General features: G+C 73.6%; 11 protein-coding genes. 3 read left to right on the top strand and 8 right to left on the bottom strand.

The annotated features are described in order from the left end of the window. Nucleotides 1-243 precede the first annotated feature (243 nt). The 3 genes from E4P41_RS15400 to E4P41_RS22725 all read right to left on the bottom strand — a co-directional run bounded on the left by E4P41_RS15400 (nucleotide 244) and on the right by E4P41_RS22725 (nucleotide 1,392). Complete coding sequence (locus E4P41_RS15400) at nucleotides 244-831, bottom strand: hypothetical protein (protein ID WP_135142150.1); 588 nt, start codon at nucleotides 829-831, stop codon at nucleotides 244-246. Nucleotides 832-850: 19 nt separating this feature from the next. Then, on the bottom strand, nucleotides 851-1,114 hold the full coding sequence (locus tag E4P41_RS22730) for a hypothetical protein (protein WP_245177379.1): 264 nt from the start codon (nucleotides 1,112-1,114) through the stop codon (nucleotides 851-853). A 125-nt stretch (nucleotides 1,115-1,239) separates the two neighbouring features. Then, nucleotides 1,240-1,392: a hypothetical protein gene (locus E4P41_RS22725; protein ID WP_209307739.1), complete on the bottom strand. Its 153-nt coding sequence runs from the start codon at nucleotides 1,390-1,392 to the stop codon at nucleotides 1,240-1,242. Nucleotides 1,393-1,466: 74 nt separating this feature from the next. Between E4P41_RS22725 and E4P41_RS15390 the strand changes: the two genes are divergently transcribed. The 3 genes from E4P41_RS15390 to pabB all read left to right on the top strand — a co-directional run bounded on the left by E4P41_RS15390 (nucleotide 1,467) and on the right by pabB (nucleotide 5,541). Continuing rightward, the gene (locus E4P41_RS15390; protein WP_135142149.1) at nucleotides 1,467-2,837 is read left to right on the top strand and encodes an AI-2E family transporter; all 1,371 of its coding nucleotides are present in this window, start codon (nucleotides 1,467-1,469) and stop codon (nucleotides 2,835-2,837) included. An 87-nt stretch (nucleotides 2,838-2,924) separates the two neighbouring features. Next, the gene (locus E4P41_RS15385; protein ID WP_135142148.1) at nucleotides 2,925-3,671 is read left to right on the top strand and encodes a PAC2 family protein; all 747 of its coding nucleotides are present in this window, start codon (nucleotides 2,925-2,927) and stop codon (nucleotides 3,669-3,671) included. Nucleotides 3,672-3,780: 109 nt separating this feature from the next. Continuing rightward, nucleotides 3,781-5,541, top strand: a complete 1,761-nt coding sequence (pabB, locus tag E4P41_RS15380; protein ID WP_245177378.1) for an aminodeoxychorismate synthase component I — start codon at nucleotides 3,781-3,783, stop codon at nucleotides 5,539-5,541. A 139-nt stretch (nucleotides 5,542-5,680) separates the two neighbouring features. On the opposite strand, the gene E4P41_RS15375 is transcribed toward pabB, so the two are convergent. The 5 genes from E4P41_RS15375 to ligD (E4P41_RS15355) form a co-directional block, all read right to left on the bottom strand. Continuing rightward, on the bottom strand, nucleotides 5,681-7,339 hold the full coding sequence (locus tag E4P41_RS15375; RefSeq protein WP_135142147.1) for a catalase: 1,659 nt from the start codon (nucleotides 7,337-7,339) through the stop codon (nucleotides 5,681-5,683). Further along, complete coding sequence (locus E4P41_RS15370) at nucleotides 7,336-7,809, bottom strand: Fur family transcriptional regulator (RefSeq protein WP_135142146.1); 474 nt, start codon at nucleotides 7,807-7,809, stop codon at nucleotides 7,336-7,338. The genes E4P41_RS15375 and E4P41_RS15370 overlap by 4 nt, the downstream gene beginning before the upstream one ends. Nucleotides 7,810-7,920: 111 nt before the next feature. Continuing rightward, nucleotides 7,921-8,802, bottom strand: a complete 882-nt coding sequence (gene purU, locus E4P41_RS15365) for a formyltetrahydrofolate deformylase (protein WP_135142153.1) — start codon at nucleotides 8,800-8,802, stop codon at nucleotides 7,921-7,923. A 165-nt stretch (nucleotides 8,803-8,967) separates the two neighbouring features. Then, nucleotides 8,968-9,888, bottom strand: a complete 921-nt coding sequence (gene ligD, locus E4P41_RS15360; RefSeq protein ID WP_135142145.1) for a non-homologous end-joining DNA ligase — start codon at nucleotides 9,886-9,888, stop codon at nucleotides 8,968-8,970. A 37-nt stretch (nucleotides 9,889-9,925) separates the two neighbouring features. Next, nucleotides 9,926-11,398, bottom strand: a complete 1,473-nt coding sequence (gene ligD, locus E4P41_RS15355) for a non-homologous end-joining DNA ligase (RefSeq protein WP_167761104.1) — start codon at nucleotides 11,396-11,398, stop codon at nucleotides 9,926-9,928. Nucleotide 11,399 lies beyond the last annotated feature (1 nt).

The following is an 11,399-nucleotide window of genomic DNA, read 5'->3' as shown; positions in this document are numbered from 1 at the left end:
AGGACGGTGCCGGTCTCGCTGAAGCCGAGCGGGGTCACCGCGAGGACGGTGAGCAGGGCGAGCGTCGGAACGGCGCGGCTGACGTTGGAGAGGGCGACGATGGCGCCGGCCCCCCGGCCGCTGCGGCGCCGAGCAGCAAGGAGGGGACGGCCCCCGCCCACCTTGGCCGGGCCCGCTCCCCCACGGCGGTCAGCGCCAGCCCGGCCACGGCGGTGAGCCCGAGCAGGGCCAGGACCGCGGCGGTCACCCGGCCGCCCGGGCGAGCAGCCGGGCGGCGGTCGGCCGCAGCTCCCGCTCCAGTTCCCAGAGCCCTGCGGCCAGCCGCTGGCCCACCGCCTGGCGGGAGATGCCCAGCGCGGCGGCGGCGTCGGCCTGGGTGCGGCCGGCGGCGACCAGCCCGATCGCCTCCCAGGCCTGCGCGCTGCGGCGCTGCACGACGACGGCGAGTGCGGTCAGCACCGCCTGGACGTCCCCGGCGTCCGACGGGACGGCGCCGCGCACGGCGAGCCGGACGCTGCGCTGCTTGGCCGCGTCGACCGCCCGGCGGGCGCAGAGATACGCCGGCCCCGCGCCCGCGCGGGTGCTGTCGGGCAGCGGCGTCCGCACCGGGCCGGCGCCCACGCCGATGCTCCAGCCGCCCTCCCGCACCAGGTCGAGGACGACGTCGACGACGACCGCGGCGTCGTCGAGCACGCCCTGGAACTCGTCGCCCGCCGTCCGCTCGAAGGGCAGCACGGTCGGGACGCCGGCGGCCAACCGCCGCAGGACGCCGGCGACCCGGTCCGGCCCCCGGCGGCTGCCCTGCTGGTCGACGGTCAGCACGAACGGCACCGCGCAAGCCTGTCAGCTTTCATCGACCGAGGCAAGTCTCAGAACTTGTCGGCGACCTCCGGGGGGACCCGCCCGTGGCGACCGGACCCCACCGCTCGACGGTGATCCGGAGCAGCGACCTGCCTTGCCGCGTCGTCGCCGCCCGGTACTCGTCCCGGTCCGGGTGTTCCCCACTGATCGCCCGGTAGTAGTCGACGAGCGGCTCGAGCGCCTCGGGCAGGTCCAGCACCTTCGCCCGGCCGTCGACCTGCACCCCCGGGCCGCCGAAGTCGTCGGAGAGCACGCACAGCGAGACGGCGGGCGGCCCTCCTGCAGGGTCCCGCCGCGGGCCTCGTCCCGGGTCCCACCCCGAGCCTGCGAAGGGTGGGGAGGACGACGTCCTTCCACGGTGGGGGTAGGAGGGTCCTTCTACCGGCCCTGGTCGTCCAGGCCGCAGGTGACCGGGGAGAGCTGCACGCCCCCCTCGCTGCGGCGGGTCACCAGCACCGCCTGGTGGCAGGGGCGGAGGAACTCCTCGAGGGCGGCCCGGTCGACCCGGTCGGAGGTCGCGGTCTTCGGCACGTGCTGGACGCTACGACGGCGGACCGTGATCGTTCTCCGCAGTCCCGGGTAGGAACTGTGCTGTGATCAGTCGCATGAGGCTCCGCTCGTCCGACCGCTCCGGGTCGTCACCCGCACCCGACCGGTCCGAGGAGGCGCCCACGGCCAGCGGCCGGACCCCGAGCTTCGCCGCCGTCCCGACGGCTGCCGTCTCCGCCACCCCGGCGCCCAGCCCCGAACGCGGGCCACGCCTGCGGAAGGGGGTCCGGGCGCTGGCCGTCGCCGCGGCCCAGGTGCTGCTCATCGCCGCAGGGATCGTCGTGGTCGGCTGGGTGCTCGGCAAGCTGTGGTCGGTCCTGCTGCCGGTCATCCTCGGGTTGCTGTTCGCGACCGTCCTGTGGCCGCCCACCCGGCTGCTGCGCCGGCTCCGCTTCCCGCCGGCCCTGGCCGCGCTCGTGGCGGTCGTCGGCTTCCTCGCCGCCATCGTGGGCATCTTCGTGTGGATCGTCCCGCAGGTGGCCGGCGAGGCCGGCGCGCTGGCCGACGCGGTCGTCGCCGGGCTGCAGGATCTGCAGGCGTGGGTCACCGGCCCGCCGCTCAACCTCGGTGAGGACCAGATCGGTCAGGCGGTCGACCAGGTCATCAACACCGTGCAGAACAACGCACAGACCATCGCCAGCTACGCGCTCACCGGCGCCACGGCGATCGGCAGCTTCCTGATCAACCTGGTGCTCGCCCTGGTGCTGGCCTTCTTCTTCGTCAAGGACGGGCCGCGCTGGCTGCCCTGGCTGGCCGCGCAGACCGGCACCCGGGTGGCGCCGCACGTGGCGGCGCTGTCGTACAAGATGTGGACGGCCGTGTCGGAGTTCATCCGGCTGCAGGCCCTCGTCGGGTTCGTCGACGCGTTCTTCATCGGTCTCGGCCTGTGGATCCTCGACGTCCCGCTGGTGCTGCCACTCGCGGTCCTGACCTTCCTCGGCGCCTTCATCCCGATCATCGGCGCCTTCGTCGCCGGCGCTCTCGCGGTGGTCGTCGCGCTGGTCAGCCAGGGGTTCACGACGGCGCTGATCGTGCTGGGCATCGTCCTGCTCGTGCAGCAGCTCGAGGGCAACGTGCTGCAGCCGATCATCCAGGGCCGAGGCCTGAACCTGCACGCCGCCGTGGTCATCCTCGCGGTCGCCGCAGGGGCCAACCTCGCCGGGATCATCGGCGCCTTCCTCGCGGTTCCCGTGGCCGCGCTCATCGCCGTCGTCTACCGGTACCTCCGCGACGAGCTCGACGGCCGATCGCCGGAGATCGCCGACGACGGCACGCGGGTCACGGTCACCGGCGACGACGCGGGGTCCACGGTCGTCCGAGAACGAGTCGATGCGCCCGCGCACGACGGGCGGACCGACTCGGTGGAGGGCACGGCGGAGGACACGGCGGAGGACACGGCGGAGGACACGGCGGACCGACCGAGGTGACCTCACCCACCGCGGGTCACCCGGGGAATGAGGGCCCCGCGCCGAGAGCTGTACGGCGGAGATCCGCGAGTCGGAGGAGGCACCACCGTGGCACAGCGACCGGAGCAGCTCGTCGAGCTGCTCGCCGAGGCCGAGCCGTTCCTCGCCCGTGAGGCCGGGGTCTCCGGGGCGACGCGACGCCGCGGCCTGGTGCTCGTGCACGACCTCGCCGGTGAGTTCGACGCCGCCTCCGCCGGGGCGCTGGCCGGCGCGCACCTGCTCGCGGCGCTGCCGCAGCAGGTGATCGCCCGCTTCGACGCCGACAGCCTGGTCGACTACCGCGGTCACCGGCCGCGGATGACCTTCCACGGCGACCGCTACGAGTCCTTCAGCGCTCCGGAGATCCAGCTGTACGCCCTGGAGGACGACGCCGGGGAGCCGTTCCTGCTGCTGCACGGCGTCGAGCCGGATTTCGCCTGGGAGCGTTTCGTGGCCGCGGTCGGCGGGCTGGTCGAGCGGTTGGGTGTCACGTCGGTCGTCGCGCTGCAGGCCATCCCGATGCCGGTGCCGCACACCCGGCCGGTCACCGTCACCGCGCACGCGACGCGGCGCGCGCTGATCGAGGAGCTGCGGGAGGCCGCCGAGGCGCACCGCACCGAGGTCGACGAGCAGATCGCCCGCTCCCCCGAGAACACCGCCGTCGTGGCCTCCCTCGAGCAGCAGTACGACCAGTTCACCGCCGGCCGGGAGGGCCGCGACCTGCTCGGCGACGTCGCCGAGGTGCCCAGCGGCGAGGAGATCGGGGCGGAGTTCGAGCGGTTCCTGGCCGAGCAGGAGCGCCATCGCGGGGAGTGAGCGAGGCGCGGACGCCATCGCGGGGAGTGAGCGAGGCGCGGACGTCATCGCGGGGAGTGAGCGAGGCGCGGGTGACCCAGGTGCCTTTCGCGCGCGAAAGGCTGTGTCGGTGAGCGGGACACGGATGTGGGGCCGGTTCGACGACGTCGCCGGCGGGACGGCGCGGTGCTTCCGCGAGGCGTCGCGGGTGCTCGTCGCCTCCGAGGCCGCCGAGGTCGTCCCGGTGCTGGAGGAGGTCGAGCGGGCCACCGACGGCGGGGCCTGGGCGTTCGGCTATCTGGCGTACGAAGCCGCAGCCGGGCTGGACCCCGGCCTCGCGGTCGCCCCGCGCCCGCCTGGCGAGAGCCTCCCACTGGCCGTCTTCGGCCTGGGTGACCGGCCGCTCGACGTGCCGGCGGTGACGCCGCCGGCCGACCGGGACCGGGGCTACACCATCGGGCCGTGGCAGCGCGGGTGGTCGGAGGACGGCCACCGGGCGGACGTCGCGCGGGTGCGGGAGCACATCGCCGCGGGGAACACCTACCAGCTCAACCTGACCGTCCGGATGCGTGCGCAGGTCGCCGGCGACCTGGAGCAGCTCTACGCCGATCTCGCCTGCGCCCAGCGGGGCTCCCACTCGGCCTACCTCGACCTGGGCCGGTTCGCCGTCCTCTCGGCCAGCCCCGAACTGTTCTTCCGGTGGACCGGCGAGGAGTTGCTCACCCGGCCGATGAAGGGGACGGCGCGCCGCGGGCCCACCATCGCCGAGGACGAGCAGGCCCGGGCGCGGCTGGTGGGCAGCGACAAGGAGCGCGCCGAGAACCTGATGATCGTCGACCTGCTCCGCAACGACCTGGGCCGGGTGGCCGAGGTGGGCAGCGTCCGCGTCCCGGCCCTGTTCACCGCCGAGCGGTACGAGACGGTGTGGCAGCTGACCTCGGACGTGACCGCCCGCCCGCGGCCGGGCACCGGGCTGGTCGACGTCTTCCGGGCGCTGTTCCCGTCCGGGTCGGTCACCGGCGCCCCCAAGCGTCGGTCGATGGAGCTCATCCGCGAGCTCGAGTCCGGACCGCGAGGTGTCTACTGCGGGGCGGTCGGCCTGGTCGCGCCGCCCGGACAGGCCGAGCGTGCGGTGTTCAGCGTGGCGATCCGGACCGTGGCCGTCGACCGTGCGAGCGGCACGGCCGTCTACGGCACGGGGGGCGGCATCACCTGGTCGTCCGACCCGGCCGCCGAGCACGCGGAGCTGCTGGCCAAGGCCGCCATCCTCGAGGAGCCGTACGAGGACTTCGCGCTGCTGGAGACGATGGCGCACCTGCCTGGGCCTGGGCTGCGCAACCTCGACCGGCACCTGGCCCGGCTCGCCGACTCGGCGGCCTGGTTCGGATTCCCGTTCGACGCGGAGGCGACGCGGCGGCGTCTGGCCACCGTCCCCCCCGACACGGCGGCGCGGGTGCGGCTGCTGCTGCGCCGCGACGGCCGGGTGGAGGTGGAGCTGCACTCGCTCCCGCCCGCTGCGCGGAGCCCGGTGCGGCTGGCGATCGACCCCGAGCCGGTCGACGCGCGGTCGGTGTGGTTGCGGCACAAGACGACGCGTCGGACCTTCTACACCGAGCGGGCCGCCCGCCACCCGGACGCGGACGACGTCGTCCTCATCAACGCGCTCGGACAGGTGACCGAGACGACGATCGCCACCGTGGCCGCGCTGCTCGACGGCCAGTGGTGGACGCCGCCGCTGTCGGCCGGCTGCCTTCCCGGGGTGGAGCGGGGCCGGCTGGTCGGCGCGGGACGGCTGCAGGAGCGGGACCTCACGCCGGCGGACCTCCGGCGGGCCGACGCGCTCGCCGTCGTCAGCTCGTTGCGCGGTTGGCGGCCCGCCGTCCTGCTGTGACGCCCCTAGTGTGTGATCAGCGGCCGACGGCGCGACATCCCGCACGGCACGCCCGTGCACCGCGCGCAGACGATGATCAACAGCTGCCGCGCCGGCCGGAGGGGCCACGAGCGCGCTCATGGCCCCTCCGGTACCGGGATCAGCCGGCGACGACGACCCGCTCGTTGGGCACGCAGTGCGTCATCACGTGGCCGCTGACGTCCCGCGGACCGTTCTTGCCGAGGTTGGCGGCTCGTTGCTGCTCCTCCTCGGAGAGGGTCTGGGACTGCAGCGGCGGCAGGCCGCGGACGTCGTCCGCGGTGATGCCGAGACCCTCGCCGACCCGCTGGCCCAGCTCGTCCTCGCACATGAAGAAGTGCCAGACCATCCGCTCCTGGATCTCGCGGCGGCACTGCTGGAGGGCACCGACCAGGTTGGCCACCAGGTCGTCCTTCTCCCACTGCTCCGACAGCAGGTAGCGCTCGCCGGCCTGCATGTAGTCGTTGGTGCGCGGGATCCGCTTGCGGGTGAGCCGGCCGGTGATGACCGGGCCCTGCTCGTCGTGCGTGGGGTAGGTCGCCTCACGCAGGCCGCCGGTGATCGACGGTTCGTAGTTGACGTGCGGGTTGGCGCCCACGTCGTCGCGGCCGTAGGACATCGGGCCGCCCTGCTGGTTGGTGGCGACCTTGGCCTTCGGCCGGTTCACCGGCAGCTGCAGGTAGTTCGGCCCCACCCGGTAGCGCTGGGTGTCGGAGTAGGAGAACGTCCGGCCGACCAGCATCTTGTCGTCGGAGAAGTCCAGACCGTCGACGAGCACACCGGTGCCGAAGGCGATCTGCTCGTTCTCGGCGAAGAAGTCCTCCGGCATCCGGTCGAGGGTCATCGTCCCGACCTTGTGGAGCGGGAAGACCTCCTCCGGCCACACCTTGGTGTCGTCGAGCGGGTCGAAGTCGAGCTCGGGGTGCTCGTCGTCGCTCATGAGCTGGACGTGCAGGTCCCACTGGGGGTACTCGCCGCGCTCGATCGCGTCGTAGAGGTCCTTGGTGTGCGCACCCAGGCTCTGCGCCTGGACCGCCGCCGCGTCTGCGGCAGTGTAGGACTTCACGCCCTGCTTGGGCAGCCAGTGGTACTTGACCAGGACGGTCTCGCCCTGGGCGTTGATCCACTTGTAGGTGTTCACGCCGAAGCCCTGCATGTGCCGGTAGCTGGCCGGGATGCCACGCGGGCTGAGCACCAGCGTGATCATGTGCAGGGCCTCGGGCGACTGCGACCAGAAGTCGAAGGCCCGCTCGGCCACGTTGGCCTCGAAGGTGACCGGGTCGGGCTTCTGGGAGTGGATGAAGTCGGGGAACTTGATGGCGTCCCGGATGAAGAAGACGCCGAGGTTGTTGCCGACGAGGTCCCAGTTGCCGTCCTCGGTGTAGAACTTCACCGCGAAGCCGCGCGGGTCACGCGCCATCTCCGAGGAGTCCCGGCCACCGGCGACCGTGGAGAACCGCAGCGCGACGTCGGTGCGCTTGCCCTTCTCCTGGAACACCTTGGCCCGGGTGTACGTCGCGATCGGCTCGTCGCCCACGGTGCCGTCGGCCTCGAAGTAGCCGTAGGCGGTCACCCCGCGGGCGTGCACCACGCGCTCGGGGATGCGCTCCCGGTCGAAGTGGCTGATCTTCTCGAGGAACTGGTAGTTCTCCAGCGTCGCCGGGCCGCGCGCACCCACCGTCCGCTGGTTCTGGTTGTCGTAGACCTGGTGACCCTGACGGTTGGTCAGGACCGGACGGTCGTCGCCGGCCTTGCTCGGCTGTGATGCGACGTCGGTCATGCTCGTACTCCTCCTCGATCGTCGTGCTGAAGGACCTGCGCGGTCTCTCCTGGCGTCCCTACCCGGCACCCGTGGCACAGACCCCAGAAGACGACCTCCGCCTCGTCCACGACGAAACCCGCCGTGTCCGAGGGCGTCAGGCAAGGCGCCGCTCCCACGGCGCAGTCGACGTCGGCGACCGCGCCGCACGAGCGGCAGACCAGGTGGTGGTGGTTGTCGCCGACCCGCAGCTCGAACAGCGCGGGGGCGCCCGCGGGCTCGATCCGGCGGGCGAGGCCGCCCGCGACGAGCGCCTTGAGCACGCCGTAGACGGCCTGCGGCGACAGCGACGGGTGCAGCGCACGGGCCGCGCCGACGATGGTGTCGGCGTCCGCGTGCGGGCGCTCGGCGAGCACCTGCAGCACCGACAGACGGGGCCGCGTGACGCGCAGCCCGACCGTGCGGAGCTGGTCCTGCCAGGTCGTCTCCATCGGCTTCCACCCAACCGTGCATTTTTGACCGAGTCAAGAGAAGGACCCTCCTGCCCCCCGCCACTCGCGAGCTCGCGGCGGGACCCTGCAGGAGGGCCGCACTCGGGTCCTTCAGGCGAAGACGATCGTCCTCTCGCCGTCCACGATGACCCGGTCCTCCACGTGCCAGGTCACCGCCTGGGCCAGCACCTGCCGCTCGACGTAGCGGCCGATCCGACGCATGTCCTCGACCGTCGAGCGGTGGTCCACCCGCGCGACCTCCTGCTCGATGATCGGCCCGGCGTCGAGCTCCGGCGTCACGTAGTGGGCGGTCGCGCCGATCAGCTTCACGCCGCGGTCGTGAGCGGCCCGGTACGGGTTCGCGCCGACGAACGCCGGCAGGAAGCTGTGGTGGATGTTGATCAGCCGCTCCGGGAACCGGCTGCAGAAGTCCGCCGAGACGATCTGCATGTACCGGGCCAGCACCACCAGGTCGACGTCCCCGACCAGCTCCAGCGTCCGCGCCTCGGCCTCGGCCTTGGTCTCCGGCGTCACCGGAACGTGGTGGAACGGGATGCCGGCGGTGCGCGCGACCGGCTCCAGGTCCGGGTGGTTGGAGACGACGGCGGCGATCTCGGCCCGCAGGTCCCCCGCGCGCACCCGGTAGAGCAGCTCCTGCAGCACGTGGTCGGTCTTCGAGACGAACACCGCCAGCCGCGGCCGGTGCGCCGCCTCGGTCAGCCGCCAGGTGAACTGCCACTTCTGCGCGAGCAGCGCCAGGGCGCCCTCCAGCTGGTGCCGCCGCGCGGCCAGGTCGGCGAGGAAGAACTCCAGCCGCAGCGTGAAGGTGCCCCCGACCGGGTCGGAGGAGTGCTGCTGCGAGTCGATGATGTTCGCCCCGACGTCGGCCATCAGCCCGCTGATGACGGCGACGATCCCGGGCCGGTCGGGGCAGCGGACGACCAGCCGGCCGACGTCGACGAGCCGGTCGTCACGCGGGCCGAGCGGGGGCAGTTCAGCAGCGGCGGACACGGGGACCGAGGATGCCAGGCGGCCGGCCCCGTCCAGGGCCCGCCGGTCCCGTCCCGGCATGGCCCCGTCCAGGGGCTCGCCGCGAGCCTGCGAGCGGCGAGGAGGACGGGGGCCTTCTCCGAGTGGCGGGCGGCGGGGGGGACTTCCTCAAGCCTGCGGCAGGGCGGCGCGCTGCGCCCCGGCGATGTCGAACAGGTCGCCGTACTCCTCGACCCGGGCCAGCACGTCCTCGGTCCGGAAGCGCAGCGAGCCGGGGTCGGCGCCGTCGAGGACCGCCTCGACCTCGTCCCAGCCGATCGGGGTGGACACCGGGGCGTCGGGCCGGGCGCGCAGCGAGTAGGGCGCCACCGTCGTCTTGGCCGGGTTGTTCTGGCTCCAGTCGACGAGGACCTTGCCCGGCCGCAGCACCTTCTCCATCCGCCAGACCACCCGGTCAGGGGTCTCGGCGGACAGCTCCTGCGCCAGCGCCCGGGCGTAGCGGCTGGGGTGCTCCCGGTCGCTGACCCGGATCGGTGCGTACACCTGCATGCCCTTGGAGCCGGAGGTCTTCACGACCGGGTCCAGGCCGTCGGCGACCAGCCGCTCCCGCAGCCGCTCGGCGACCTCGCAGCACTCGAGGATCCCGGCGTCCGGACCGGGGTCGAGGTCGAGGACGAGCAGGTCCGGCAGCGCCGGCTGCAGCCGGCTGCCCACCTGCCACTGGGGCACGTGCAGCTCCAGCGCGGCCAGGTTGGCCGCCCACGCCAGGTCGGCGACGGTCTCGAGCACCACCATGTCGAGGGTCTCCCGGCCGCGCGAGCTGCCGGGGCTCGGGACGGTCACCCGCCGCACCCAGTCGGGGGCGTGCCGGGCACTGTTCTTCTCGAAGAACGCCTGCCCCTCCACCCCGTCGGGCCAGCGGGTGAAGGTCACCGGCCGGCCGGACAGGTGGGGCAGCAGCGCCGACGCTATCCGCACGTAGTAGTCGATGACCTGGGCCTTGGTGAAGGAGACCTCGGGGAAGAGCACCTTCTCCAGGTTGGAGACGTGCAACTGCCGCCCGTCCACCCGCACCAGCTGCCGGCTCACGTCACGTCCAGTGCCCGCGCGGTTCCGCCACGAAGCCTCACCACTCGACCACGACGTCGCCGGGGTCGAGGTCGTCACGCAGGCCGCGCCACGACGGGTGGCGCATCCGGCCGTCGGCGGTCCACGCCGTGAACGCCACCTCACCCACCAGCTCGGGCACCACCCAGTGCGCGTCCCGGGTGACCTCGCGCGGCAGCGCGTCGGCGAACAGGGGGCGGTCGGCCGGCGTGAACAGCGGCGCCAGCTCCTTCAGGGCGACGGCGGTGAAGCCGGTGCCGACGTGCCCGGCGTAGACCAGCCGGCCCTCGTCGTCGTGCACGCCCACCAGCAGCGACCCCACTCCCCCGGCGCGCCGGCCCTGTCCGGGGCGCCACCCGCCGACGACGACGGCCTGCGTCCGGACGTTCTTCACCTTGCGCCAGTCCGGGCCGCGCAGCCCCGGCCGGTACGGCGAGTCCAGCCGCTTGGCGACCACGCCCTCGAGCCCGTTGTCCCGGCTGGCGGCCAGCACCGCGGCACCGCCACCACGGAACCACGGCGTGCCCAGCCACCGCTCACCGCCGAGGTCGAGCGCCTCCAGCCGCTCCCGGCGCTCCGCGTACGGCAGTGCGAGCAGGCTCTCGCCGTCCCAGGCCAGCAGGTCGAACACCAGGTAGGTCACCGGCGCGGCCGCGGCCATCCGGCGCACCTCGGGGCCGGTGCGGTGCATCCGCCCCTGCAGCGCGCCGAAGTCGGGCCGGCCTCGTGCGTCGAGCGCGACGATCTCGCCGTCGAGGACGGCGTCGTGTCCGGTCAGCTGGTTCGGTAATCGGTTCAGTTCGGGATAACGGACGGTGATCTCCGTGCCGCTGCGCGCCCAGAGGGTCAGCGCCCCGGCCTCGAGCACGGCGATCGCACGGACGCCGTCCCACTTGAACTCATAGCCCCAGTCGTCGTCCTCCCCGGACGGCGGCAACTCCCCCGGGGTGGCGAGCATGGGGGCCACGGGGGCCTGGCCCGACGGGGTGGCGTCGAGCTTGCGGATGTTCCAGGAGCCGTCGGCCAGCCGGAACAGCACGTAGCGACCGCGCAGCCGCCGCCCGGCGAAGGACACCGTGACGTGGTCGTCGGCCCACTGCTCGGTGGCGTAGCGGCCGGCGTCCCAGATGCGGACCTCGCCGCCGCCGTGCTCGCCCGCGGCGGTGGCGCCCTCGAAGGCCGCGTACTCCGGCGGATGGTCCTCGGTGGGGACGGCCAGTCGGGCGGGACCCCGCTCGGTGGGCGGCCCCTTCGGCACCGCCCAGCTCTTCAGGACGCCGTCCCGCTCGAGCCGGAGGTCCCAGTGCACCCGCGAGCCGGTCGGGTGGGTGGGGGAGCCATGGCGCGTGCGGTGTTCCTGGACGACGAACGTGTCGCCGGTGCCGGCCCGCAGCGGGTGCCCGGGTGCCGGGCCCGGCTCGGCGGTGCGGGCGGAATCCCGCTCGGCGCGGTGCTCGGCGAGCGGGTCCTCGCGCCGTTCCCGGCCGGGCACC

The sequence above is a fragment of the Geodermatophilus sp. DF01-2 genome (assembly GCF_004571065.1).
Taxonomy (GTDB): domain Bacteria; phylum Actinomycetota; class Actinomycetes; order Mycobacteriales; family Geodermatophilaceae; genus Geodermatophilus.
The sequence above is the reverse complement of the archived record's forward strand: the minus strand, read 5'-3'. Positions and strand labels throughout refer to the sequence as shown.

Bases quoted from the DNA above. Each gene is read 5' to 3' on its own strand.
- E4P41_RS15390 (WP_135142149.1), top strand. From the start codon at position 1,467: ATGAGGCTCCGCTCGTCCGACCGCTCCGGGTCGTCACCCGCACCCGAC.
- E4P41_RS15375 (WP_135142147.1), bottom strand. From the start codon at position 7,339: ATGACCGACGTCGCATCACAGCCGAGCAAGGCCGGCGACGACCGTCCG.
- E4P41_RS15370 (WP_135142146.1), bottom strand. From the start codon at position 7,809: ATGGAGACGACCTGGCAGGACCAGCTCCGCACGGTCGGGCTGCGCGTC.